At 32.1% G+C, this 24,407-nt stretch carries 25 protein-coding genes; 7 read left to right on the top strand and 18 right to left on the bottom strand.

Going from position 1 to position 24,407, the window contains the following annotated elements; all coding sequences use genetic code 11:
- The first annotated feature begins 2 nt into the window (after positions 1–2).
- The 4 genes from Q0935_RS06090 (at position 3) to Q0935_RS06105 (ending at position 2,882) form a co-directional block, all read left to right on the top strand.
- Positions 3–842, top strand: coding sequence for a helix-turn-helix domain-containing protein (locus Q0935_RS06090; protein ID WP_299383372.1), 840 nt, complete (start codon positions 3–5; stop codon positions 840–842).
- Positions 843–1,211: 369 nt separating this feature from the next.
- A complete protein-coding gene (gene trxA / locus Q0935_RS06095) occupies positions 1,212–1,541 on the top strand; it encodes a thioredoxin (protein WP_299383376.1) in 330 nt (109 codons plus the stop codon).
- A 269-nt stretch (positions 1,542–1,810) separates the two neighbouring features.
- Positions 1,811–2,368 carry a carboxymuconolactone decarboxylase family protein gene (locus Q0935_RS06100; protein WP_299383380.1) on the top strand — a complete coding sequence of 186 codons (558 nt, stop codon included), beginning with the start codon at positions 1,811–1,813 and terminating at the stop codon, positions 2,366–2,368.
- Between the two features lie 133 nt (positions 2,369–2,501).
- Complete coding sequence (locus Q0935_RS06105; protein WP_299250207.1) at positions 2,502–2,882, top strand: cupredoxin domain-containing protein; 381 nt, start codon at positions 2,502–2,504, stop codon at positions 2,880–2,882.
- 190 nt (positions 2,883–3,072) lie between these two features.
- Here the strand turns inward: Q0935_RS06105 and Q0935_RS06110 are convergent, their stop codons facing one another.
- From Q0935_RS06110 to Q0935_RS06155, 10 genes are all read right to left on the bottom strand, one after another.
- On the bottom strand, positions 3,073–3,471 hold the full coding sequence (locus Q0935_RS06110) for a hypothetical protein (protein ID WP_299383384.1): 399 nt from the start codon (positions 3,469–3,471) through the stop codon (positions 3,073–3,075).
- A gap of 158 nt (positions 3,472–3,629) precedes the next feature.
- Positions 3,630–4,274 (bottom strand): DsbA family oxidoreductase, encoded by a 645-nt coding sequence (locus Q0935_RS06115; protein WP_299383387.1) that lies wholly within the window; start codon positions 4,272–4,274, stop codon positions 3,630–3,632.
- Positions 4,275–4,282: 8 nt separating this feature from the next.
- A complete protein-coding gene (locus Q0935_RS06120) occupies positions 4,283–4,966 on the bottom strand; it encodes a haloacid dehalogenase type II (RefSeq protein ID WP_299383389.1) in 684 nt (227 codons plus the stop codon).
- Positions 4,967–5,092: 126 nt separating this feature from the next.
- A complete protein-coding gene (locus Q0935_RS06125; RefSeq protein ID WP_299383392.1) occupies positions 5,093–6,169 on the bottom strand; it encodes an L-dopachrome tautomerase-related protein in 1,077 nt (358 codons plus the stop codon).
- 83 nt (positions 6,170–6,252) lie between these two features.
- Positions 6,253–6,909 (bottom strand): DsbA family oxidoreductase, encoded by a 657-nt coding sequence (locus Q0935_RS06130; RefSeq protein WP_055436346.1) that lies wholly within the window; start codon positions 6,907–6,909, stop codon positions 6,253–6,255.
- A 51-nt stretch (positions 6,910–6,960) separates the two neighbouring features.
- On the bottom strand, positions 6,961–7,632 hold the full coding sequence (locus Q0935_RS06135) for a hypothetical protein (RefSeq protein ID WP_299383399.1): 672 nt from the start codon (positions 7,630–7,632) through the stop codon (positions 6,961–6,963).
- Between the two features lie 24 nt (positions 7,633–7,656).
- Positions 7,657–7,971: an EthD family reductase gene (locus Q0935_RS06140; protein ID WP_299383404.1), complete on the bottom strand. Its 315-nt coding sequence runs from the start codon at positions 7,969–7,971 to the stop codon at positions 7,657–7,659.
- Positions 7,972–8,059: 88 nt separating this feature from the next.
- Positions 8,060–8,608 (bottom strand): carboxymuconolactone decarboxylase family protein, encoded by a 549-nt coding sequence (locus Q0935_RS06145; protein ID WP_299383407.1) that lies wholly within the window; start codon positions 8,606–8,608, stop codon positions 8,060–8,062.
- A 74-nt stretch (positions 8,609–8,682) separates the two neighbouring features.
- Positions 8,683–9,246 carry a TetR/AcrR family transcriptional regulator gene (locus Q0935_RS06150; RefSeq protein WP_299383411.1) on the bottom strand — a complete coding sequence of 188 codons (564 nt, stop codon included), beginning with the start codon at positions 9,244–9,246 and terminating at the stop codon, positions 8,683–8,685.
- Positions 9,247–9,368: 122 nt separating this feature from the next.
- A complete protein-coding gene (locus tag Q0935_RS06155) occupies positions 9,369–10,019 on the bottom strand; it encodes a hypothetical protein (protein ID WP_299383414.1) in 651 nt (216 codons plus the stop codon).
- 103 nt (positions 10,020–10,122) lie between these two features.
- Between Q0935_RS06155 and Q0935_RS06160 the strand changes: the two genes are divergently transcribed.
- Complete coding sequence (locus tag Q0935_RS06160; protein WP_299383417.1) at positions 10,123–11,451, top strand: aspartate kinase; 1,329 nt, start codon at positions 10,123–10,125, stop codon at positions 11,449–11,451.
- Between the two features lie 305 nt (positions 11,452–11,756).
- A complete protein-coding gene (locus Q0935_RS06165) occupies positions 11,757–13,064 on the top strand; it encodes an AIPR family protein (protein ID WP_299383420.1) in 1,308 nt (435 codons plus the stop codon).
- A 143-nt stretch (positions 13,065–13,207) separates the two neighbouring features.
- On the opposite strand, the gene uxuA is transcribed toward Q0935_RS06165, so the two are convergent.
- The 8 genes from uxuA to Q0935_RS06205 form a co-directional block, all read right to left on the bottom strand.
- On the bottom strand, positions 13,208–14,386 hold the full coding sequence (gene uxuA, locus Q0935_RS06170) for a mannonate dehydratase (RefSeq protein ID WP_299383424.1): 1,179 nt from the start codon (positions 14,384–14,386) through the stop codon (positions 13,208–13,210).
- A 14-nt stretch (positions 14,387–14,400) separates the two neighbouring features.
- Entirely contained in the window at positions 14,401–15,213 is an 813-nt protein-coding gene (locus Q0935_RS06175; protein ID WP_299383427.1) for an SDR family NAD(P)-dependent oxidoreductase, read from the bottom strand.
- Positions 15,214–15,260: 47 nt separating this feature from the next.
- Entirely contained in the window at positions 15,261–16,355 is a 1,095-nt protein-coding gene (locus tag Q0935_RS06180) for a type I phosphomannose isomerase catalytic subunit (RefSeq protein ID WP_299383429.1), read from the bottom strand.
- Positions 16,356–16,378: 23 nt separating this feature from the next.
- Positions 16,379–17,632, bottom strand: a complete 1,254-nt coding sequence (locus tag Q0935_RS06185; protein ID WP_299383433.1) for an Nramp family divalent metal transporter — start codon at positions 17,630–17,632, stop codon at positions 16,379–16,381.
- Positions 17,633–17,904: 272 nt separating this feature from the next.
- Entirely contained in the window at positions 17,905–18,471 is a 567-nt protein-coding gene (locus Q0935_RS06190) for a hypothetical protein (protein ID WP_299383435.1), read from the bottom strand.
- 61 nt (positions 18,472–18,532) lie between these two features.
- Positions 18,533–19,294 carry a hypothetical protein gene (locus tag Q0935_RS06195; RefSeq protein WP_299383437.1) on the bottom strand — a complete coding sequence of 254 codons (762 nt, stop codon included), beginning with the start codon at positions 19,292–19,294 and terminating at the stop codon, positions 18,533–18,535.
- Between the two features lie 144 nt (positions 19,295–19,438).
- Complete coding sequence (locus Q0935_RS06200) at positions 19,439–19,885, bottom strand: hypothetical protein (protein WP_299383439.1); 447 nt, start codon at positions 19,883–19,885, stop codon at positions 19,439–19,441.
- A 155-nt stretch (positions 19,886–20,040) separates the two neighbouring features.
- The gene (locus tag Q0935_RS06205; RefSeq protein WP_299383442.1) at positions 20,041–21,333 is read right to left on the bottom strand and encodes an aminopeptidase P family protein; all 1,293 of its coding nucleotides are present in this window, start codon (positions 21,331–21,333) and stop codon (positions 20,041–20,043) included.
- A 183-nt stretch (positions 21,334–21,516) separates the two neighbouring features.
- Here Q0935_RS06205 and Q0935_RS06210 point away from each other — a divergent pair, with 183 nt between their 5' ends.
- Positions 21,517–24,357 (top strand): sialidase family protein, encoded by a 2,841-nt coding sequence (locus Q0935_RS06210; protein WP_299383444.1) that lies wholly within the window; start codon positions 21,517–21,519, stop codon positions 24,355–24,357.
- Positions 24,358–24,407: the final 50 nt, after the last annotated feature.

Consider the following 24,407-nt stretch of genomic DNA (forward strand, 5'->3'; position numbering starts at 1 on the left):
CAATGGCAATACAAGACATATCATTACACACCTATAAAGATCTTTTTTCGTTAAGCGTAGTGCAATTCGAAAAAGCCTGCGTAGTTAATAAACCAGAGCAAGTAGATGCCTATAGCATTTATTGGATTAAAGAAGGAGTAGGTACCTATAACATAGATTTTAAAAGCTACTCTTTTAAAGAGAATGTATTGTTCTTTCTATCACCTGGTCAAGTATTCTCTGTAGATTCCGAAAAAATAAAAGAAGCCTATAAAATCACCTTTGTTAAAGACTTCTATTGCATACAAACACACGATAAAGAAGTCGCCTGTAACGGTGTGCTCTTTAATAATGTCTACGAAACACCTTTTGTAAAACCATGCGAAAACGATACTAAAAAGCTTAGTTTTATATTAGAAAGCCTTATCGAGGAATTCAAAAACACCGAAACCGCCCAGTACGATATGTTGCAAACCTATTTAAAGCAATTTATTATCCATTCGGTACGCATACAAAAAGAACATCATCCCATAAAAACCGACATAGAAACGAAGCTCTTTAAAGACTTTAGCACACTAGTAGAGCAAAACTATAAAACGCTGCACTCTGTAACAGACTATGCAAATAGGTTAGCAGTATCACCAAAATCGTTGACCAAAAACTTTCAAAAAGTAGGTGCAGAAACACCAAGCGATTTCATTAAAAACCGAATTGTACTAGAAGCAAAGCGCCAACTTATCTATACAGACGAAGCCGTAAAACAAATTGCTTACGACCTTGGTTTTAATGACTCGGCATACTTCAGCCGTTTTTTTACCAAAGCAACCACAAAGTCACCATTACAATTTAGAAAAGACTATTAGCGTCATTACAAATCTTGCTTTTATGCAAGATGTGGTAATCTCATCCTGATTTGTAAAATTTTAATGGCGTGCCCAAAACTCGCAAAAGGCCAAGTTTTGGTCAGGCTGTACGTTATATCTTTTTTTTCAAGCTGAATCTATTTTAGCAGCTTTCCAATGCAATACGATTACCTTTCTATTAATGGTATTTCTTAAAAAAAAAGGATGCCACTTCCATCCTTCACGCTATAATTACCGGTTCGAAACCCAATAAAACTCAATAAAAACAGGTAAGTCCAAGCATAAGGAACCTTTGTCTATTTATTACTAGGTACTTACAGAGCATCTTTGCACTATAATTAAAACAACAACACAAAAATTATAGAACATATGGAGATTCAACTAAATCAAGCAGACTTTAAAAGCACAGTACTAAATAATAAAAAAGTAGTATTAGATTTTTATGCAGACTGGTGTGGACCGTGTCAAACATTATTGCCAACCATTCACAAATTAGCCGAAGAATTAAACGACGATGTTATTATTAAAAAAGTAAACGTAGATCAAAATAAAGATTTAGCAGCATACTTTAATGTAAGAAGTATTCCAACACTTGTGTTTTTTCAAGAAGGAAAAGTAGTAGGTAAACACACAGGCTTAATAACAGAAAGAGAGCTTAGATTAAAAATAGACGAGTTAGAAGTGGCTGTAGCCCAATAAAAACGGGCTGTCCATGCATAAGGAACTTTTGTCCATTTTTAAAGGCAAGTTCTCGTCGCATCTTTGCAGTGTAATTAATTAGTAACCTAATAAACAAACCAATTATGAAAACAACAGAAAACAAACAATGTCCAAATTGTTGGGGATACCAAACATACGATGAGCAAAACGCAGAACAACAATTATGCGAATGTTCTAAGTAATAGAAAAAACAACAAACAAACATAAATAGTATTTCCGCGAAAGCGAAAAACATAAAAACAAAAACAATGAGCACAAGAATAAAAACATTAGATCCAGAAACAACAACAGGAAAAGCAAAAGAGTTATTTAACGCAGTACAAAAGAAGTTAGGTTTTATACCAAACCTTATTAAAGTATTTGGTAATTCTCCAGCAACATTACAAACGTATTTAAGTTTAGGAGAATTAACAGCAAGCGGAGAATTTACAAACAAATACCGTGAGCAATTAGCATTAGCAATTGCCGAAACAAACTCATGTAACTACTGTTTATCTGCGCACACAGCTATTGGTAAAATGAATGGCTTAACAGAAGAGCAAACAGAACAAAGCCGTAAAGGTTTTGCAAACGACGACAAAGCACAAGCAGGATTACAATTTGCACAGGCTGTAACCTTAAATCGCGGACAAGTATCTACAGAAGCAATTAGCGAAGTAAAAGCTGCCGGTTTTAACGATGGTGAAATATTAGAAATTGTACTTAATGTAGTGTCTAACACATTAACAAACTATGTAAACCATATTGCAGAAACAGAAGTGGATTTCCCATCTGTAGAAGCAGGAAAGTTTGCAGGAGCACAATAATAACGTGTCATTTCGAGTGGTTTTTGAAGCATGAAAAAAGCGTATCGAGAAACTCTTGATATTTTGCGAAATCTCAACTCAAACAAACAAAATAGAATTAAACAATAACAAATAAATTAAAACAAATCACATTATGAAAAATTTAGTATTAGCAGTATTTTTAGTAGCCTTCACATTTGTATCTGGAGCACAAGACAAAATGAGTAAAGCAGTAAAAACAATCTCATTAGAGCAAACAGCTGGAGAGTTTACACAAAAAGCATTAACAGTATCTGAAGGTACTTACGTGTTTAATGTAACAAACACAAATGCAGCACCAGAGGTAGGTTTAGTATTAATTGAAGCTGGTAAAGATGGAGCAGATGCTAAAAACCATATTGCAGACGCTTATGTATCTCAAATGGTAAAGCATGGTAAAACAGAATCTTCAAAAGAAGTAACACTTACAAAAGGAACATACACATATTTCTGTCCTTTTAACAAAACACCACAGTATACTTTAGTAGTAGAGTAGTTAATTATTTAGTTTTTAAGTAAAAAAGCGAGCCTTATATAAGGCTCGCTTTTTGTTTGTTTTGTTTATCGGTTTCGTGTATGAAAAGTGAGGATTTTCGGAACGAAAATCGGAAGAAAGCAAACACGTACTTTCCTTTTGGTTAAGCACTAAAAGAAGCATTTTTTATAGACAGTGTTGCAATATTTTTTTATTTCTTATTTTCTGTTTTAGTTGGATTTGTTCTAAAGACATAGGCAAAAAGTATCGTAAAAATCACATAGATTACTGTGAGTGAAATAATAATTTCTGAATGCGTTTGGATATTAGAAACAACTTTAACTAATGCAATTGCTCCAACTCCAAAATGCATTAGATTTCCAATAACAATGGGTCTATTATAAATTCCTCCAATTAGCGTTCCTTTTGCCATCCCATTTAAAATTCCAAAACCCAAGTATAATGCACTCAATATTTTCACAAAGAGTATTGTAATAATATTTGATTCAACATTTAGATAATCCACTATTTCATATGGTAAAAAAGAAAGAAGGATTCCAATAATAGCCAAGAATAAGGCACTTGAAGTCATTAATACTTTTGTGTTCATTTTTTTTGATTTAGTGATAATGACTAGTTAGTAGTCTGAAATTAAATATTGTTACAAATTATTGCCAATGTTTTTTATCACACGATAAACGAAGTTAGCGGTTTTTTTGACAAAGTCAAGGCGAGTTTTTTAATAATTAAACTGCTAAAGCAATAACTTTATTCAGTAATTAATTCTGAAAGTACTTGCTTAAAAGTATCTACAGGTTGTGCACCAGTTACTGCACTTTTTCTATTAAAAACAATAGTTGGTACAGAGTTTACACCTAAACTTTTCCAATAGTTTTGTTTACTTCTTACTTCTTTTTGTGCTTCTTCGTTATCTAACTTAGTTAAACCTTCTTCAGCATTTAAACCAACAGTTTCTAAAGCTTCTTTTAAAATGTCTCTTTTAGAAACATCTTTACGATCACTAAAAAATGCTTTTGTTAAAGTCATTTTTAATTCGGTTTGCTTATCGAATGCTTTAGCATAGTCTAATAAAATATGAGCTTCAAAAGTATTTACCATACGCATCTCATCAAAATAATCGAAGGTAAAACCAAGCTCTTCTCCAGCTTCGGTCATGTGTTGTTTAGATTCCTTTTGCTGCTCTGGAGTAGATCCATATTTTTCTGTAATATGCTCGTCTACATTCTGTCCTTCGGCAGGCATGTTTGGATTTAATTCAAACGGTTGCCATTCTATTTCTACTTGATCTTGAACACCAAGTTCTTGTATTGCTTTTTCTAAACGCTTATATCCAATGGTACACCATGGGCAAACAACATCTGAAACGATATCTATTTTTAATTTTTCTTTCATTTTACAATTTATTTATAGGTAACAAGAATATCTGCTACTTTTTTTAAGTCTGATTCTTCAATTTCTGTTTTTGGCGCTAATGGAAATATTTGTTGTCCAGGTCTGCTTACAAAAGCAGCTCTCCAGCCAGCCCAAAGCGCACCAGCAACATCCCAGCCGTGTGCTGCAATTAGCATACACTCTTCTGGTTTTGCGTTCATTTTATGGGCTGCCCAATTATAAACATCGGTAAAAGGTTTAAATTTACCAACAGATTCAATACTTAATAGCTCATCAAAATAAGTTGTTAAACCAACGTTTTTAAATTTGTTTTTTAAGCTTTCTTTATTAGAATTAGTTAGTGCTACCAAAGTATATCCTTCTTTTTTAAGTAATGTTAAAGCATCTTTAATTTCTGGATGTGGTGGTAAATTTTGCATGGCATTAACTATAATATCTCGCGCCTTATCCTCGGCAATTGTAATTCCATTATTTGCAGCAACCATTTGTAAAGCAGCAGCACCAACATGGCCAAATGTTTTGTACTGTCCGCTTGCAGAAACCACTAACGAGTATTGCAACATAGTTGTGAACCACAAGGATAACAAATCGTCTTTTCCGCCTAAAGCGTCACCAACTTGCTTTTTCATTATAGTTAAATCTAATAACGTTTCGTTTACATCGAAGAATAGTACTTTAGGTTTGATTTTCATTTTATGAAGATATGTAATGTTTATAATTAAAAAAACAGACTGATAAAATCAATCTGTTTTTTTTCTCGAAATTTCGAAATTTGATTTATAATATTTTAGTTCATTTGCTTCATGAAGCATTAAAAACTAATTTGCTAATGCAATTTTATTCACGGTGAACTCCATGTTAGAAATATCTGCTGTTACCTCATTAATTCTAGAGTTAGTAAAATATAAATAACCGTTGTATATGCTAAAGGTGTCTGCCCATTTTATGCCATCACCTTCAATTAAAGTGTGTATGTTACCATCTGGTTTGCGACACATAATTTTATTGTGTTCTAAATCTGCAAAATATAAGTTTCCGTTTTCGTCAAAAATCATTCCGTCGGGTGCAGACGTTTTAGCTTCAAAAGTTACAGCTTTTTCAATCTCTTTTTCATCTTCTAAAGTCAGTGCTTTTGTTGGTATACTAAATAAACTATAGCCTGAAAGGGCATGGTAGTATAGTTTGTTATTCTTGGTATCTAAGGCAATTCCATCCGAATTTACAGAATTCGTCCATGTTTTATTCTCAAAAGTTAAAAAATCGACTTCTGCTGCTGTAGAAGAATGGTTGTCTAAAACTCTTGTAAACTTTTCAGTTTTTAAATCTAAAATTACTAATCCAGAATTACCAGAATCTGTAAAGTAGATTTTGTTGTTCTTTTTATCAAGACGTAAATCGTTGATATAAGAATTAGGGTGATAAGCATCTTCATTTAAAATATAGGTATGCTCTAGTTCTTTTGTATTTATATTAAAAACAAAAATTCTAGGTGCATCTAAAACTTCTTGAAAAAGTGCGCTTCTAGTATCTAAAACATAGATAAGTTGGTTGTAAACAACAACAGACTGTACACCAACAAATTTATTGGCTTCTATTTTGTTTCCTATTTCCCAAGAGTTCCAATCTTCATTTGGAAAAGCAGTGTTTGTATTATTTGTTATTTCTGCTACAGAATTCTTAACGCCTTTTCTCCATCTTGGGAAATTTATAAAAATACGACCTTCATTACTCACCGAGACTCCAGTGACTTGTTGTCCTTTAAAAGCATTTATTTGAGTGACTTTTGGAGTTTCTGTTTGTACCGTAACAGGTGTAGTTACCACTTTATTTTCTGTTTTTTCTTTACAAGAAATAAATAAAATAGAAAGGATAATGATGTAACTAAAATTTTTCATTGCTATGTTTTTCTTAATAAAAATACATTAGTTTAATTTACGTAAAGCAGATAATATTTCTAAAGGTTCAGCACGTGCTGTAATTAAACCGATTGTTGTTCTTTAATTAATTCATTTAAAACTTGCTTAAAAGTATCTACAGGTTGCGCTCCTGTTACAGCGCTTTTACGATTAAAAACAATAGTTGGAACAGAGTTTACACCCATATTTTTCCAATAGTCTTGTTTGGTTCTTACTTCTAAGCGTGCATCTTCACTATCTAATTTGGCTAAGGCTTCGTCCGCATTTAAACCAACACTTAAAAGAGTTTCTTTTAAAATATCTTTTTTAGATACATCCTTTCTATCGCTAAAAAATGCTTTAGTCAAAGCCATTTTTAATTCGGTTTGCTTTCCGAAATCTTTAGCATATTCTAATAAAACGTGTGCATCAAAAGTGTTTACCATGCGCATGTCATCAAAATAATCGAATTTAAAACCTAATTCCTCACCAGCTTCCGTCATCATTTGCTTCGATTCATTTTGTTGTTCTGTAGTAGAACCGTATTTTTCGGTAATATGCTCGTTTACATTTTGACCTTCAGCAGGCATATTTGGATTTAATTCAAACGGTTGCCATTCTAAATCAATTTGATCTTCAATACCAAGTTCTTGGATTGCTTTTTCTAAACGTTTGTATCCAATAGTACACCAAGGACATACAACATCTGAAACAATATCTATTTTTAATTTATTAGCCATAACTTTATTTTTTAATTGAATTTTATATTGATTTCCATAACGCTAATCCACTTATTTACTGATTAGATTAGTGTTTAGAAAGTTGTTTTCTTTTTGTTGATCTTCTGTAATTGTATCTGTGGACACAAGATTTAAAACCATAGAATTAACGATTCTACTTTTGCTTAAATCCTCTTTCATAATTAAAGCTTTATGAAATAGACCTAACGTATCTGCATTAGTTTTTGGGCTACTATTGTTAATTATAACAATAGAATAATGATTGTTATCTACAGATTTTATTTTTGAAATGAAAGGTTTTAATACGTCCTCGTCACCATTATAAACAGGTGTAAATTTATTAAAATAATCTTCAGGTGTCTTATATGCTTTATTAGCGTAGGCATGATAATCTGCCAAGTGCAATTCACTTTTAATATCACTAGGTTCGTAACCCAGCATTAATATAGATTGCTCTGTAGCATTGTCTACGTGAAAAGGAGTATTTACTTGTTGGTCAAAACGTACAAGCCAATGATAACTTAGTTTTTTGTTGAATTTTGAAATACTAAGTTTTGATAATTCTTTTTTTAGATCTATCATAATAGACCTAAATTGATATGGTGTTATTTCTTTTTTGTTGAAAACCAAATGCATAAAGCCAAGAGCCTCAGTAGTAGTTCTAAAAACTGTTGGGAAGCTCTTTTCTGCTATATGTGTTATAGTTTCCTCTTTAATTCTCATTAAAACACCGTTTATGTTTCTGTTTTAAAAAGTAATCAATTCACTAATTTGAAGTACGCCTTGTACGGTACTGTAGTTTTCTACATCTGCAGCAAAGGTTTCGGCATGAGGTCCAAAAGACTCTTGAAAAGCGGCTACGCTATCAAATTTTAAATGTGCAATGGCTACGTAAGGTGCAGACTCTCCCGGAGCTCTGCTAGCCAATCCTAAATCTAATTCTAAACCTTTTAAAGCACTACCAAGCGCATCAATAATCATTGGTAAATGTTTTGTTTTATAATAGTCTGCATCAAACTGTACATCTTTACTGTTTGGATACATTACGGATACTTTTATCATAATTTATTTTTATTTGATAATTAATAAACCTTCCTCGGAATAGGAGGAAGGTTTACAGCTATTAATCTGTAGTTAAAGGGACTACATTTTATTTTTCCCAAGCAAAAGCTTGAAAAGGTGCATCTACAGGTGTATTTGCAATATGATTTGTGTAGTTACTAATTACTTTTTGAGATAAAGCTAAAATAATTTCTAGTACTTGTTGCTCACCGTAACCAGCGCCATAAAAAGCAGTTAAATCTTCTTGAGAAACGTGACCACGATTACGAACTACAGTTAAAGTAAATGTACGTAAAGCTTCTAATTTAGAATCTTCAAGAGGTGTTTCGTTACGTAATGCTTCAGTAATAGCATCATCAACTTTCATCATTTTTGCAATTCCTGTATGTGCAGGTACGCAGTAATGACAGGCATGTTCTACATTTATTGTTTGCCATACTACAGTTAACTCTTCAGCATTAAATGAAGTCTCTGTAAATAATTTATGTAATACTTGGTAAGCTTCTAATGTTTTTGGAGCTCCAGCTAATACACCGTGTAAACCAGGTACCATTCCAAATGCTTTTTGAGAATTCTCTAAAAGTGGTTTACTTTCTGCTGGTGCTGTTTCGATGTTGTGAACTTTTAATGTTGTCATAATTTTTCTTTTTAATTTAATATTTATGTTAATTTTATCTAAACGTTCGTTTAGTTATTTTGTAAAAAAAAGGTTTAAATGTTTACAAAAGTCATTTCAATATAATCTTCAATTTCTTTAGGAGTGTTTACTCTAGCTGCGGCAGCTAAGCCATGCTTTGCTAATAATAAATAATTAGCTTGTTTTATTACTGTTGCTTCATCTCTAGTGCCATCCTTTTGTAATTTTTCTATAAATGATAGTTTAAGATTATCCATAAAAGTATTCATGTGTTCCCTTATTAATTCATCTTCATTGTCTGAAAACTCATTATAAGTGTTTGTTAATAAACAACCTTTCTCGCCATCTTTTTTGAAATTTGAACTTATAGAATCGTAAAAGAATTGTTTAATATCTTCAACACCATTATCGGCATTTTTAAACTTTTCAAAAATAAGATTTACTTTCTTTTTATAGTTTTTTAAGCTTTCAAGAAATAAACCGTGTTTGTTACCAAAACTAGAATATATAGAGAACTTGTTAATGCCCATTTCTTTTTCAAGCATTTGCATAGATGTAGTTTCATAACCATTGCGCCAAAAAAGGTGCATTGCTTTTTCTACTACTTCATGTTCGTTATATTCTTTTTTTCTTGCCATCTTTCTTTCTGTAAAAACAGAACTCATTTCTAATTACAGGACAAAACTAACCAATCGTTTAGATATAAAAAATATTTTAACATTTATTTATATTTAAATCCTGAATTTTAGAAGAGTATATTTTAATTATTTAGTTTTTTTATAGCCGAGAATGCCTTGTCTACATTGTTGTCTTCCACTAAAACAGTAAACTCATTTGTAGTAGAAATAACTTCGTATAAAGAAATGCCTTCCCAAGCAAAACGCTTAAATATTTGGTAATACAAGCCCGATATTTTAGAATTGTTTTCTGGCAATTTAATACTTATAGCAGATAGGTTTTCATGTAAACCAATCATTTCTTCGTTTTTAAAATGTGTTTGTGTCTTTATTTTTTCGGAAGCTGAAATCACCATATTACTTTCATAAATACCACGAGAAAAGCCATAAAAAGCATTACTATCTATGGTTTCTAAAAGCTTAGTATGACTATTAATAAGTGTTTTAGAGTTTTTAAAAGTAAAATCAACCAAATTAGAACGCACAGTTATGTCTCCTAAGTTTTTTAAAACGGATTTTAACTGATTAGAATGTCTTAAATCTTTTGGCGGATTGTAACGACGTAAAGCCATCATTATCGCTCCAGTTTTAACTGGTTTTCTTAACATAGCACCAATAGGCGCTTGTAGTTCTTCGGCTAAAGCCGAGAAATTAATAATGCTTCGCGATAAAGCTTCTTCAAGAAAAGGCTGTGTAACTAATATCTCTTCTACGCAGGTTGCTATTGTTTTCATTTTGTTAACTATTTAACAATTTGTGTAAAAATAGAATAATTTTTTTATTTTTATGGCTGTTAGAAGCTTCCGAATTAGCTTAGCACCATAAAATTGAAAAGAAATGTTAGTATTAAAATTTGGAGGTACATCTGTTGGAACAATAGAAAATATGATTAATGTTAAAAACATTATCAACGATGGTCAAAAAAAAGTAGTTGTATTATCTGCAATGTCAGGCACTACAAATGCATTGGTTAAAATTTCGGAATACATAAAAAATGGAAATGTAGACGAAGCTTTAATTGTTATCGATGCACTTAGAAACAATTATAATACCACCATAAAAAGCTTTATTACAAATCAAGAATTGTACAAAACCGTTTTTGTTTATGTAAACGATGTGTTTAATACGTTAGAGGCATTGGTAAATAAGCGATTTGATACTTTAATGTATAACCAAATTGTTGCTCAAGGCGAATTATTGTCTACATATATTTTTAGTCATTATTTACAACAGGAAGGCATAAATGCAGCATTATTACCTGCTTTAGATTTTATGCGAATTGATAAAACTAACGAACCTGATAACTTTTACATTCAGCAGAATCTAAACAGAATCATGGCCGAAGCACCAAATGCAGATATCTACATTACCCAAGGTTTTATTAGTCGTGATGCCGAAGGTAGTATTGCTAATTTACAACGTGGCGGAAGCGATTATACCGCAACCATAATTGGTGCTATTTTAAAAGCTGAAGAAGTACAAATTTGGACAGACATTGATGGTTTCCATAATAACGATCCTCGTTTTGTAGATAATACAAAAGCCATTTCTAACCTCTCTTTCGATGAGTCTGCAGAGTTGGCTTATTTTGGAGCTAAAATATTGCATCCACAAACGGTTATGCCTGTTAGAGCTCTAGATATTCCTGTGCGCTTAAAAAACACGATGTCTCCAGAGTCTTACGGCACGTTAATTACAAACCAAATACATGGTGAAGGTATTAAGGCAATAGCGGCAAAAGATGGTATTACAGCTATTAAAATCAAGTCTGCTAGAATGTTACTGGCTCATGGTTTTTTAAAGAAAGTTTTTGAGATTTTCGAGCGTTACGAAACGTCTATAGACATGATTACAACATCGGAAATTGCAGTGTCTTTAACAATAGACGATACTACATATTTAGAAGCTATTGTAGAGGAGTTAAATAAGTTTGCAGTAGTTGAGGTAGACAATTTTATGAGTATTGTATGTTTGGTTGGAAATGAAATAATTTTCCATACAGATACGCCTAACTTATTCCAGATTTTACAAGATGTTAGTGTGAGAATGATCTCTTACGGAGGAAGTAATAATAATATTTCTCTATTAATAAATACTAGTGATAAAATTGAAACACTAAAGAAACTACAACGTTACATTTTTGAGAATAGCGGTGTTTTAGTTTAATAAGAAAAATGCAATTTTTTTATAATGATTTTTGTCTTGATGACGACGAAATAGTTTTCGAATAAACATAGGATTTAAAAAAAAATAATCACTTTTTTTGAGTGATTATTTTTTATTTAATATTTTTTTTGTATTTTTGCAAAATCCATTGGATAATGGAGTGTGTTTGGGAAAAACACAATAGTGTCTGGATAGATACGAGGTATTATGGTTGAAAAGTCATTTGGAATAACGGAACGCTCCTTTTCTTTTTCGATATAATATTATAGTAGATTTTTATTAATGTTCCATAAATTTACAATATTATGAAAGACGTGATCTTAAAATTAAACCACGCAAACAGTCTCCAAACTTCAAATGAGGGACTTAAAATCAACAAATTTATTTCGAGTATTTCTCCTTTAACATTTATTAAGCTTCTAAAAGAAGCTGATAATAAGGTTAATCCAAGGATTGCGACTGTGAATAAAATTACAAGAAGTATTCATGAAACCTTAGAGACAAGTCCAGAATTATTTTGGTATAAATCCAAAGGGATTCTATTAGCAACAGAAACTTGCGAATTATTAGATAGAAATAGAGTTAGAGTGTCTTTGTCTAATATGGATTATGAAGGAATAATGGATGGAGGACATAATACTTTTGCAATTGCTATTTATTTAATTGAAAAATTATTTGATAAAAAAATCAAAAAATGGGAGGATTCTAAAAATTTTTGGGATGAGAATTATGATGAAATTATCAAGAGGTTTGAGGAAAGGAAAGAAGAGTTTTCTTTTTCTATTCCTGTAGAAATAATTACTCCTAATGATGAAGATGGTGCTGTAGAGGAATTTTATGATTTTATTTCTGAAATCTGTTCGGCTAGAAATAATAATGTTCAATTGAAAGAAACGGCAAAAGGTAATCAAGTTGGGTATTATGATTATTTAAAAGAAATATTAGATGATGAATTTGATATTATTTGGAAAACCGGTGATGCAGGGAAAATTAAATCTGAAGATGTTATTAGTTTAGCTTCACTATCATTGATTTTTATGAAAAATAGAGGTCTCTTACCAAAAGATATTAAAAGTCTTAATAAAATAAGTATTTATTCACAAAAAAGTAAATGTGTAGACTTTTTCAATAGTGTGATGTCACATGAAGATATTTCTACAGAGGATAAAGGAAAGCATGTTTTAGATAGTAATTCGATTAAATCAGCTTTAAATCTAACTAAAGATATTTTGATCTTTTTTGATAGAATGTTTATAGAGTTTCCAAATTTATATCATAACGCAACACCAGGTAAATTTGGAAGAATAACTGCTGTAGATAATAAGAAAAAAGGAAGAGTTCCTTATTTCACTACGGATAAAATGGCTGATTACAATTATTCATATGGTTTTTTCTACCCTTTAATTTCAGGAATAACGAGTTTAATGGATTATGATGATAGAAATGAGGAGGTTTATTGGAAAACAAATCCTAAAAATTTGGATCTAAAAAGATTAGAGCTAACGCAATATGTTAATATTATTAAATTAGTTAATTTTGACCCACAAAAAATAGGAAAAGGTGATGTTTTCTATAAAGAGGCAGAATCAGTTTTTGAAAAAGTTTTAAATTAATTTAAAGCATATACAAATATATTAAAGGGCAGTGATTTTTTCTCGGCCCTTTTTTTTTATCAGAAAATCAGAATAAAACACCCAAAAAACAAAAAACGCCACAAAAATTGTGGCGTTATATTTCTTTTTAAAACAGTACTTATTTAGTTTAAGCTTCTAGAAATTCCATAAGCTAAACCTCTAATTTCGGCTAAACCTCTAAGTCTGCCAATACCAGAATATCCCGGATTTGTAGTTTTATTTAAGTCGTCTAACATTTGGTGTCCGTGGTCTGGTCTCATTGGTATTACAGCGTCTAACATTCCGGCAGCTGCGCGTCTTTTTTCTTCTTTTAAAACCGCTGTAACAATGCTAAACATGTCTACATTACCTTCTAGGTGGTTTGCTTCGTAGAAATTACCAGCAGCATCTCTTTGCGTACTTCTTAAATGTAAAAAGTGAACGCGATTGGCAAAACGTTTAAATATGTTCACCAAATTATTATCTTCTCTAACACCTAAAGAGCCGGTACAAAATGTTATTCCGTTAGCTCTATCGGGTACTTGTTCAAATAAATAAGCATAATCTTCTTCTGTACTTACAACTCTTGGTAATCCTAAAATGGGCATTGGAGGATCGTCTGGATGAATGCACATTAATACTTTATTTTGCGAAGCGATAGGTATGATTTCTTTTAAAAATGAAACCAAATTTTCTTTTAGTTTGGTTGCATCAATTTTATCATAAGTATTTAAAATTGTTTGAAACTGCTCTAATGTGTAACCTTCTTCGGCTCCTGGTAAACCTGCAATAATATTGTTGCTTAGGTTTTTAATTTCAGCTTTAGAAAGTGTATTAAAATAAGTTTCGGCTTCACTTTTTTCAGTTTCATTGTATAGCGATGTAGCACCTGGTCTTTTTAAAATAAAAAGCTCGAATGCTGCAAATGCAGTAACATCGAAACGTAATGCTTTAGATCCGTCTTCGACCTCGTAATCTAGCGCTGTTCTTGTCCAGTCTAAAACAGGCATAAAATTATAACAGACTGTAGTAATACCACAGGTTGCTAAATTTTGAATGCTCGTTTTATAATTTTCTATATATTTTTTAAAATCTCCAGAACGTGTTTTAATGTTTTCGTGTACAGGAATACTTTCCACAACACTCCATGTTAAACCAGCCTTTTCTATGGTTGTTTTTCGCTCTTTAATAGCTTCTAAAGGCCAAACTTGTCCGTTTGGAATATGATGTAATGCCGAAACAATTCCTGTTGCTCCTGCTTGTTTTATATCTGATAATGATACAGAATCCTTTGGACCGTACCAACGCCATGTTTGTTCCATTGTTTTTCTATTTATTAAACACCACTAAATGCACTAAAACCACCATCTATAGGAATAACAATTCCTGTTACAAATTTTGAGGCTTCTGTACATAAATAATGAATGGCTCCGTTTAGCTCATCGGCATCTCCAAAACGATTCATTGGTGTGTTTTTAATAATTGTATTTCCTCTATCGGTATAACTTCCGTCTTCGTTAGTTAGTAATGCTCTGTTTTGGTTTCCTATAAAAAAGCCTGGTGCTATTGCATTTACACGCATGCCATCTCCATATTTTTGAGCCAATTCAACAGACATCCATTTTGTGAAATTATCTATAGCAGCTTTAGATGCAGAGTAGCCCATTATTCTAGTAATAGCTCTATCTGCAGCCATTGAAGAGACATTAATAATAACTCCTTTTTTAGTAGAAGCCATTTCTTTACCAAAGACTAAAGATGGGATAATGCTTCCAAATAAATTTAAATCTATAACCTGCTTAAATTGTTCAACATCCACATCGAACACAGATTGATCTGGACCTACAGTAGCTCCTGGTTTATTTCCGCCTGCAGCATTTATTAAAACATCTATTTTACCATAGGTGTCCATTATTTTTTTTGCTACGTCTTGAAGACTTTTTTCTTCTACAACATTACAAATGTAACCATCTACAGTATTGCTAACCTTTTTTAAATCTTCGATAGTATTTAAAAGTGGTTCTTTTTTATAATGTAGTAAAATTACTGTGGCTTTATTTTCTAATAAATATTTTGCTATTCCACCACCAAGAGTGCCACAACCACCAGTTATAAGAATTACTTTATGTTCTAGATTAAATAAATTCATTTGTATTTTTTAATTTTAATTATTAGACTGTAATTACTCTTTTTCCTTTAGTTTGGAGGATAGCAAAGTAATATTTTAGATGGGTTTTTAGAGCTGAAAGTAATTTTAGGAATGGCTGCCGAAATAAAAATTTCATCACCTTGGGTGTAATCGTAATCAATACCATTACAATGCATAACGCCATCTCCAGAATAAATAACAGCAACATAAAAACTAGAATTACTTTTAATGGTATGTTTTCCATCTAAAAGAAGCTCGCTTAATCCAAAACAGTTAGTGTGCTTTTTATTAAATAAGGTTTTTAAAGTATAATCGTTTGTACTATTAATAACTTCTGGTGTTATTTTCCATTCGCTTAAAGCTTCGTCTAAAGTGTAAGTGTCGTAATGAAAACATTCTAGCATTTTCTCTTCACCAACACCTTGATGAATTAATTCTGGACCAATTTTTAGATTATTTGGAGTCGTTTTCTCTACTCGCATTGTATAATCTGTAGGCTCTTGAACTTCCATTAAAAAGCAACCGCTTCCTATAGCATGTGGTACACCTCCATAAATCATGAAAGCATCACCAGGTTTTACTTCAATTTTATGTAAGCAGTCTAGTAAGCCTTGAATGTTTTGGTTTTCAAAATGCGTTCGCCATTCTTCTTTAGTAACATGTTTTTTAAAGCCCATGTAAACCACAGGTTTTTCACCATCTATTTCTCGTGTATTTAATACGTACCAAGATTCGGTTTTACCAAATTCAGAATTAAATACTGTTTTTGCATATTCTTTATCAGGATGTACTTGTACTGTTAAACGCTCTACAGAGTCTAACATTTTAATAAGTACGCCTGTTGTTCCGTATTTTTCGGCAAGTGCTTTACCTAAATATAATTCTTGATTAGAATCTATTAATTGTTTTAAAGGTAAAACGCCTTCTTTAGTTTCTACAAGCGATAAACCTTCGTGTTCTGGTCGGTCCTTTCCACGTGCAGTAATTGTAGACATTATCCATTCTTCGGGCATACTATTATCGATCTCTGGAGTTGTTTTTTTCCAGTTATCTATTAAAGCGCCACCTTGGTAGGTTCTCCAAACTCTGTTAGAAAGTTGCTTTAAAGGTATATGTGCGTATTGTTGTAAATTATCACTCATGTTCTCTTGTGTGTGCGTTTGTGTTACTGTATAAATTTAATTAATCCAATTAAAGCCACATAGAGCATATAGCAGTTAAAAATTAAAGTTGCTCCTAAGGCTATATTCATCCAAAGCGATGTTTTATGGCCTTTCATGACTTCAGATTTATTGATTAGAATTAATAAGAATAGCGTAATTAATGGCATTACAAATGGGCTTAATGCTTGTGAAGCGATTAAAATCCAAACAGGTTTACCGCCTAAAACTGGAATGATTAATCCACATAATGCGACTATTACCACTATAAGTTTGTATAACGGTTTTTTCATGTTACGCGGTGTGCCAGTATAATCTGCAATTAGCCACGGAAATAATAAAAGGTTTGGAAAGATTGAAGATAATCCTGCTCCAATAATACCTAAGGTAAATAATGTAAGTGCAAAATCTCCAGCCCATGGTCCTAATGCATGCATCATATCTGTTGCGTCGTCTACTGGTGTGCCGCTAAAGTATAGTGTTCCTGTTGCACTAATCATAATGGCTAGACTTATTAAAAAAGTCAATACCATAGCAGACATTGCATCTTTATTTTCCTTTTTTAAATCTTGTAATCCCCAACCTTCTTCTTGAACTAAAATACTACGCGATGCTAAACAAACACCACCCATTGTTGTACCTACTATTCCGGCAATTACAAGTCCAGAGTTGTCTCCTGTTGGTAATTGAGGGAAAAAATCGATAATGGCTTTTCCAGATTCTTTTAAAACCATAATACTGGTAAAAATAAAAGCGAGTGCCATAAAGCCTACCATAATACTCATTGCTTTAATAAAATATTCATGTTTACCAGTCCAGAAAAGACCAATTAAAATGGCAATAAAGAAAATAGCAATAGCAGGTTTATTTAAAAAGGAAATTGAGGTTTTTACAGAAATCCATTCCATAGACACTTCTGCAACTACGCCCATAACACCTATAACCGATGAGATAATAGAAACACCCAATGCCACTACAATAAAAATGGTAAGTGGTTTCCCAAACATTTTTTTAAAATTGAACATTAATGTTTCTCCAGAAACAATAGTTAATTTACTAATTGAAATAAGAAGAAAATAAGTAAAAAAGCAAGAAAGTAAAAGTGCCCAAGACAGACTTAAACCATATTTAGCGCCAGAAACAACCATAGAAGTTACGCTTCCGGTTCCTACTACATAGCCTATAATAAAAAAAGCAGGTCCAAAGTCTTTAAGCTTCTTTTTAAATTTTTCTGAAAAAGTAACAGTGTCTGTTGCCATACTTAAATTGATTTAGTGTTAAATAAAGCTTGGCTAATTGTGTAGCTATTTTTTAGAAATAGTATTAACTACAAGTAAAATTGGTTTACCAAACTGGTTTACCAAATATAGAGACTTAATTTGAGTTTAGAAAATCTTAGTTGTTAATTTGAGGATTGGTTTGTTGGTGCGTTTTGTTATGTGTTTGATTTGTGGGTGGAATGTTGTTGTTTCTAGGTTTTCAATATATGAAAATACTAGAATTGAAAAGAAGAGAAGAGTTGTGAGGTTATCTACTTATTATTAAGTGGAAATGTAATACCAACTGCAAATGCTCCAACAAATTGTTTAACCGATGGTTGAAAATAATAAGAAAAAGCTAAATCAACATTGTTATTTTTTCCTAATTCTAATCCTAATGATAAAGGAATGTGATAAATAATTCCACCTTTATCGATGTTATCAATAACTGTAAATGTTTCAAATTTGCCAATTGAAGTTCCTATTCCAATTTCAAAGTATGGTGCAATCCACGGTATTGGTGCGCGAACTCTTGCTTTTCCTCCAAGTAAAAAGGCTTTGGATTCTGCTCTTTCATTAGTAGGCATGTCATTTATATCTTTTCCGTTTGAGCTTGTCGAAATAAAACCTGCGTAAGGTCTTAATTCAAACCAAGAAGCTACTTTTAAAACTAATTCTCCTTGTACAAATAAACCATTATCAGCAATTGCATCAGCACTATTAAATGGTACGCTTACGCCGTATCCAATTTGAGCATTTATAGATTTTTCTTTTATAAACTGAGCTTCAGCTAAATTTGAAGTTAGAACTATTAGTAATAGTATTAGAATTTTTTTCATAATGTGTTACGGTAGAATTCGGTTCAATGTTTTTATTAATCGGTAAACGAAGTTAGTTGTTTTAGAGTGGTTGTTCCTCGTGTTCACCAAATTCGTTTAACTCATCGTATATCTTTCTAATATCTTTAACTAATTCAATATGATTTAAAGTATTTAAATATTTCATTTCAGGTGTGCTGTGATACCCGTATTGACGTTGTTTACTGTCATGAGTACTTTTCGAAATCTCAACAACCGAAAATGGGTCAATCAAATAGTGTTTTGAAATTAAATCTCCTTTATTGTTTTTATAGTTTATTTTGATAAAATGTTCGAATTCACTTATTCGGTATGAATCGCCATATAGTGCTCTTAAATTAGTTCTAATTCTTTCACGTTCTTTTAGTGTGTATTCGGAACTACTTAATCTGGAGATATTCCCGATGGTATTATTAGTTTCATAATTTAAGCCGAAGTAATCTCCAATTTTAAAGTAAAAATCAGTTGGTCTACTTGATAGTGAATCACTATAGTCTCGAATAATAAAATACGTTGTGTAATTTATATTTGCTTCAAAAAGATGATGTCCTACATTATTGATATTTATGAATTCATAAACTTCGTTATAGTCACGTTGAATGTTTATAATTGGGCTTTGTTCGAGCTTTAATAACTCTAGTTGTCCTTGAGAAGTTTTATAGCTGAACCATCCTACAACCAAAGAAGCTATTCCTAGGAAAAGGAAAGAGAAAACTTCAAAGAACACCTTGTTTTTGGTAAGCCAATTACGAGTTTTTTTGACCTTCTTTTTAAATTTTCTTTTTTTGACTCCTGCTTCGTTCATAATTAATGCCAATATTTCGTTATTATAAAAGCATTTCAATGTTTTACATAATAAGTCAAACGAAGTTCGACTATTTATATTAAAAACTAAAATTTCAAGAAATAAAAAAAGCGAGCTTATTAAGCTCGCTTTTTTCAGTTCGTTTTATTTTGTAATTTGGGTCGGACCTTCACACGACCAAAGTATTTCATCGTCTGTTGTCATGCCGTCATAAGCAGTATAAGTAAAGTCGCCTGAAAAAGATTGAATACTTTCGGAGTAAGTGTAGTTTCCAGAAAATTGATAAGCACGAACTTGTGTTACATATAGCATTTCTACGTTAAGGTTGTTTTCATTTAAAGTATATGAAGACAAGGTTAAACTTCCAGTGTTTTCAAAGCTTACTGTGTTGTCAGATAAAAAATAAAAGGGAGTAGGGTTTTCGCCACCTTGAAGGAGTCCATCTTCATTTGTGCAACTAGTAGAATCTTGTCTTAGAAAGAACCAATCGCCATCTAAGATGTTTGATTCGTTAGTTTGTTGATTATCATCGTCAGAAGAGCATGATGTCATTAACGCTAAAACAAATAAAATAAATATTTTTTTTATCATAATTAAGATTTTTTATTGAACAGGGTTTTTAAAAAAATGCAATCTATGTTTTTCTTATAAAAATAAAAAATGAATTTATTATAAAAAAAAGGAGCTGCTTCAAAACAAAAAAAAGCGAGACTAAAGCTCGCTTTTCTTCTATATAATAAAAGAGTTTATTTATTCATCAAACTCTCAATCTCTTCAACTTCAATTGGGATATCGCGCATTAAGTTAAAAGGTTCTCCTGTTTTTTGGATAACCACATCGTCTTCCAATCTAATACCAAAACCTTCATCTGGAATATAAATTCCAGGCTCTACAGTAAACACATTGTTTGCTTGCATAGGCTCGGTTAAAATACCGTAATCATGCGTGTCTAATCCCATATGGTGAGACGTTCCATGCATAAAGTATTTTTTGTATGCTGGCCAATCTGGGTTTTCATTTTTTACATCAGCTTTATCAAGTAAACCTAAACCTAAAAGTTCGCTAGTCATTAATTTACCAACTTCAACATGGTAATCTGCCCAAATAGTTCCAGGAACTAACATTTTTGTAGCATCATTTTTTACTCTTAAAACAGCATTGTAAACTGCTTTTTGTCTGTCGTTAAACGTTCCAGAAACAGGAATAGTACGCGTCATATCACTTGCGTAATTTGCGTATTTAGCACCAGCATCAATTAATATTAAATCGCCAGCTTTACACTCTTGATTATTCTCTATATAATGCAAAACGTTAGCATTGTTTCCAGAACCTACAATTGGAGTATATGCAAAACCATCAGAACGGTTATTTAAAAACTCATGCATAAATTCAGCTTCAATGTTATATTCCATAACACCAGGCTTAACAAAATTTAAAACACGTCTAAAACCTTTGTTGGTAATATCGCAAGCCGTCTGGATTAAGTCTAATTCTATTTGGTCTTTTACAGAACGTAAGCGCTGTAAAATTGGGTTACTTTTTGCAACACTGTGCGCAGGATATTTGTTTCTTATCCATGTAGTAAAACGGTCTTCTCTAGTTTCCGTTTCTACATTTGCTCTGTAGTGCTCGTTTGTATTTATGTAAACGGTTTCAGCTTGTGTCATCATTTCAAACACTACTTTTTCTAAATCTTGTAACCAGTAAACGGTTTTAATTCCGCTAGTTGCTAAAGCAGCATCTTTAGTTAGTTTTTCGCCTTCCCAAACAGCAATATGTTCGTTAGTTTCTTTTAAAAATAAAACTTCTCTGTTTTTAGGATTCGGACAATCTGGAAAAAGCACCAAAATACTTTCTTCTTGATCTACACCACTTAAATAAAAGATATCTCTATGCTGCTCAAAAGGCATCGTGCTATCTGCACTAATAGGATAAATATCGTTAGAGTTAAAAAACGCAATACTTTTAGGCTTCATTTGAGCGCCAAAGTTTTTACGGTTTTTTATAAAAAGGGTAGAATCTATTTTATTGTATTTCATGAAGAAATTTATTTATTCATTCCCATAAAATAATGGGAATGGTATTAATATTATTTGAATTTTCTTTTCCGTCAAGCGGAAATACTTAGCAAGTGTAAAAATAACATTTTATTGCTTAAAAGCATTTCTGTTTTGCTCAGATTTAACATAATCATTACCTTCAAGCTTTTAAAAATACTTATTATGAAATTCAATATTTTCTTAGCTTTATCTTTTCTGGTTATTCTTAAAACCGAAGCACAACAACCTCAAATAAATACCGAAGCTGTACAACAAGCGCTTCAGCAAAAAGCAGTGTTGCAAAAGGAGTCTTTAGTAAAGAATGTACCTTTTAAAAATATTGGACCAACAGTAATGAGTGGTCGTGTTGTGGATTTAGCAGTAAACCCAGAAAATCCTGCAGAGTTTTATGTGGGTTACGCTTCTGGAGGTGTGTGGCATACTGTAAATAATGGTACCACTTTTACACCAATTCTAGACAGCGCGCAAACGCAAAATGTAGGTGATATTGCTGTAGATTGGAACACACGAACAATTTGGGTTGGTACAGGAGAAAATAATGCTTCTCGATCGTCTTATTCGGGAATTGGTATTTTAAAGACTACTAATAATGGCGAAACTTGGGAACATGTAGGTTTGCCAAACTCACAGCATATTGGTCGTATTTTAATCAATCCAAATAATGGAAACGAAGTTGTAATAGGTGTTACTGGTGCTTTGTATTCTAAATCTGAAGATAGAGGAATTTACAAAACTAAAGATGGCGGAAAAACGTGGAGCAAAAACTTATTTGTAGATAATGTTAGTGGTATTATAGACGTGCAGCATGCACCAAATAACTACAATGTTATGTTTGCTTCGTCTTGGACCAAAAATAGAAAAGCTTGGAATTTTGATGGTAGCGGAAATAATTCGGCTATTTATAAAAGTACAGATGCTGGAGAAACTTGGGAAAAAGTATCTACAGAAAATAGTGGTTTTCCAACAGGAAATGGTGTTGGTAGAATAGGACTGGCAATGTATAATGATACTACTATTTATGCGCTTCACGATAGCCAATTCAGGAGGCCTTCCGAAGGAAAAAAAGAAGAAACAAGAGGTCTTAAAAAAGAAGATTTTAAAACTATGAATACTCAAGATTTTTTAAGTCTTGAGGATAAAAAGCTGAATGATTTTTTAAAAACAAACGGCTTTCAAGAAAAGTATAGAGCCGAAAACGTAAAGCAAATGGTACGTAGCGGCAACGTAAAGCCAATAGATTTAGCGCATTATTTAGAAGATGCTAATTCTATGTTGTTCGATACGCCTGTAATTGGAGCTGAGGTTTATAAGAGTACAGATGGCGGTAAAACATGGCAGAAAACACACGACGATTATTTAGACGATTTGTATTATAGTTATGGCTATTACTTTGGCGAAATTAGAGTAGATGCTCAAAATGTTGATGGTATTTATGTAATGGGAGTGCCAATTTTAAAATCTAAAGATGGCGGAAAAACCTTTACGTCTATTAGTAAAGAGAATGTGCATTCCGATCATCAAGCACTTTGGGTAAATCCTAAAAAATCTGGACATTTAGTTAATGGTAACGATGGTGGTGTAAATATAAGTTACGATGATGGCGAAAACTGGATAAAAAACAACTCGCCAGCAGTTGGGCAATTTTATGCTATAAATGTAGACAACCAAGAACCTTATCGTGTGTATGGTGGTTTGCAGGATAATGGTGTTTGGGTTGGTGCTCATAATGCGCCAGAAGATAAGAGATGGCAGCAAACAGGTATGTATCCTTGGGAGTCTTTAATGGGAGGCGATGGTATGCAAATTGAGATTGATAACCGTAATTCGGATATTGTGTATACAGGTTATCAATTTGGTAACTATTACAGAATTAATAGAGAAACAGGTGAGCAAAAATACATTCAGCCAAAGCACGAATTAGGGGAGACGCCTTACCGTTTTAATTGGCAAACACCTATTCATTTATCAAAACACAATCAGGATATTTTATATTTAGGAGGCAATAAATTAATGCGTTCTATGGATAAAGGAGAATCTTGGAAAGCTATTTCTCCAGATTTAACGCAAGGCGGAAAAAAAGGAAATGTGGCTTACGGTACATTAACTACAATTAGCGAATCGGCTTTCGAGTTTGGTTTAATCTATACAGGAAGTGATGACGGATTAGTGCAAGTAACCCAAAACGCTGGTGGCACATGGGATAATATTAGTAATGACTTACCTAAAGATTTGTGGGTGACTAGAGTTATTGCTTCAAAACATAAAAAAGAACGTGTTTATGTTACTTTAAATGGCTACCGATTCGATGATTTTTCAACCTATGTTTATGTGTCAGACAACTACGGACAAACATGGAAGTCTATTACATCAAACATTCCTACTTCACCAGTTAATGTGATTAAAGAGGATTTTGTAAATGAAGAAATAATGTACTTAGGTACAGATAATGGTGCTTATGTTAGTTTTAATAGCGGACAATCTTGGGAGGCTTTTGCTAACGGATTGCCTACAGTAGCTGTACACGATATTGTATTACACGAAGGGAGTAACGATTTGTTAGTTGCAACACATGGTAGAAGTATTTATAAAACCAATGTCGAGCCGCTTCAAAAAATGAATGCGAGTTTAAAAAATAATACAATTACAATTTTTGAAACCGAAAAAATAAGAGCTAATGGGCGTTGGGGAAATAGCTGGAGTAAATGGATGCAGCCTTACGAACCTGCTACGCAGATTAAGTTTTATGCTAACTATGGAGGTAAAAAAACCATTGAGATTAAAAGTGATAAAAATTCAGTTTTACAAACTATTGAAGTCGATGTCGATAAAGGTTTTAATTATGTGGATTACGATTTAACAATTTCAGAAAAAGGAAGAAAAAAATTATTAAAAGAGAATACTACAATAGATATTAATAAAGCTAAAAATAACAAGTATTACTTGCCTAAAGGAAGTTATGTGATTTCTATAGATAATGTGACTAGAGGTTTGGAAGTCGAATAGTTTTAAAACTGTAACAATAGAGGAATATATTTATCCTTTATAATAAATAT

Origin of the sequence: uncultured Lacinutrix sp., assembly GCF_947500605.1 — a bacterium.
Classification (GTDB): domain Bacteria; phylum Bacteroidota; class Bacteroidia; order Flavobacteriales; family Flavobacteriaceae; genus Lacinutrix.

What these genes read in the sequence shown, in the direction of transcription:
- Q0935_RS06120 (WP_299383389.1), bottom strand. Translation starts at nt 4,966, where the DNA reads ATGAAAATCAAACCTAAAGTACTATTCTTCGATGTAAACGAAACGTTA.
- Q0935_RS06190 (WP_299383435.1), bottom strand. Translation starts at nt 18,471, where the DNA reads ATGAAAAAAATTCTAATACTATTACTAATAGTTCTAACTTCAAATTTA.
- trxA (WP_299383376.1), top strand. Translation starts at nt 1,212, where the DNA reads ATGGAGATTCAACTAAATCAAGCAGACTTTAAAAGCACAGTACTAAAT.
- Q0935_RS06135 (WP_299383399.1), bottom strand. Translation starts at nt 7,632, where the DNA reads ATGAGAATTAAAGAGGAAACTATAACACATATAGCAGAAAAGAGCTTC.
- Q0935_RS06205 (WP_299383442.1), bottom strand. Translation starts at nt 21,333, where the DNA reads ATGAAATACAATAAAATAGATTCTACCCTTTTTATAAAAAACCGTAAA.
- Q0935_RS06175 (WP_299383427.1), bottom strand. Translation starts at nt 15,213, where the DNA reads ATGAATTTATTTAATCTAGAACATAAAGTAATTCTTATAACTGGTGGT.
- Q0935_RS06125 (WP_299383392.1), bottom strand. Translation starts at nt 6,169, where the DNA reads ATGAAAAATTTTAGTTACATCATTATCCTTTCTATTTTATTTATTTCT.
- Q0935_RS06200 (WP_299383439.1), bottom strand. Translation starts at nt 19,885, where the DNA reads ATGATAAAAAAAATATTTATTTTATTTGTTTTAGCGTTAATGACATCA.
- Q0935_RS06110 (WP_299383384.1), bottom strand. Translation starts at nt 3,471, where the DNA reads ATGAACACAAAAGTATTAATGACTTCAAGTGCCTTATTCTTGGCTATT.
- Q0935_RS06155 (WP_299383414.1), bottom strand. Translation starts at nt 10,019, where the DNA reads ATGAAAACAATAGCAACCTGCGTAGAAGAGATATTAGTTACACAGCCT.
- Q0935_RS06100 (WP_299383380.1), top strand. Translation starts at nt 1,811, where the DNA reads ATGAGCACAAGAATAAAAACATTAGATCCAGAAACAACAACAGGAAAA.
- Q0935_RS06150 (WP_299383411.1), bottom strand. Translation starts at nt 9,246, where the DNA reads ATGGCAAGAAAAAAAGAATATAACGAACATGAAGTAGTAGAAAAAGCA.
- Q0935_RS06165 (WP_299383420.1), top strand. Translation starts at nt 11,757, where the DNA reads ATGAAAGACGTGATCTTAAAATTAAACCACGCAAACAGTCTCCAAACT.
- Q0935_RS06195 (WP_299383437.1), bottom strand. Translation starts at nt 19,294, where the DNA reads ATGAACGAAGCAGGAGTCAAAAAAAGAAAATTTAAAAAGAAGGTCAAA.
- Q0935_RS06210 (WP_299383444.1), top strand. Translation starts at nt 21,517, where the DNA reads ATGAAATTCAATATTTTCTTAGCTTTATCTTTTCTGGTTATTCTTAAA.
- Q0935_RS06160 (WP_299383417.1), top strand. Translation starts at nt 10,123, where the DNA reads ATGTTAGTATTAAAATTTGGAGGTACATCTGTTGGAACAATAGAAAAT.
- Q0935_RS06090 (WP_299383372.1), top strand. Translation starts at nt 3, where the DNA reads ATGGCAATACAAGACATATCATTACACACCTATAAAGATCTTTTTTCG.
- Q0935_RS06115 (WP_299383387.1), bottom strand. Translation starts at nt 4,274, where the DNA reads ATGAAAGAAAAATTAAAAATAGATATCGTTTCAGATGTTGTTTGCCCA.
- Q0935_RS06145 (WP_299383407.1), bottom strand. Translation starts at nt 8,608, where the DNA reads ATGACAACATTAAAAGTTCACAACATCGAAACAGCACCAGCAGAAAGT.
- Q0935_RS06140 (WP_299383404.1), bottom strand. Translation starts at nt 7,971, where the DNA reads ATGATAAAAGTATCCGTAATGTATCCAAACAGTAAAGATGTACAGTTT.
- uxuA (WP_299383424.1), bottom strand. Translation starts at nt 14,386, where the DNA reads ATGGAACAAACATGGCGTTGGTACGGTCCAAAGGATTCTGTATCATTA.
- Q0935_RS06130 (WP_055436346.1), bottom strand. Translation starts at nt 6,909, where the DNA reads ATGGCTAATAAATTAAAAATAGATATTGTTTCAGATGTTGTATGTCCT.
- Q0935_RS06185 (WP_299383433.1), bottom strand. Translation starts at nt 17,632, where the DNA reads ATGGCAACAGACACTGTTACTTTTTCAGAAAAATTTAAAAAGAAGCTT.
- Q0935_RS06105 (WP_299250207.1), top strand. Translation starts at nt 2,502, where the DNA reads ATGAAAAATTTAGTATTAGCAGTATTTTTAGTAGCCTTCACATTTGTA.
- Q0935_RS06180 (WP_299383429.1), bottom strand. Translation starts at nt 16,355, where the DNA reads ATGAGTGATAATTTACAACAATACGCACATATACCTTTAAAGCAACTT.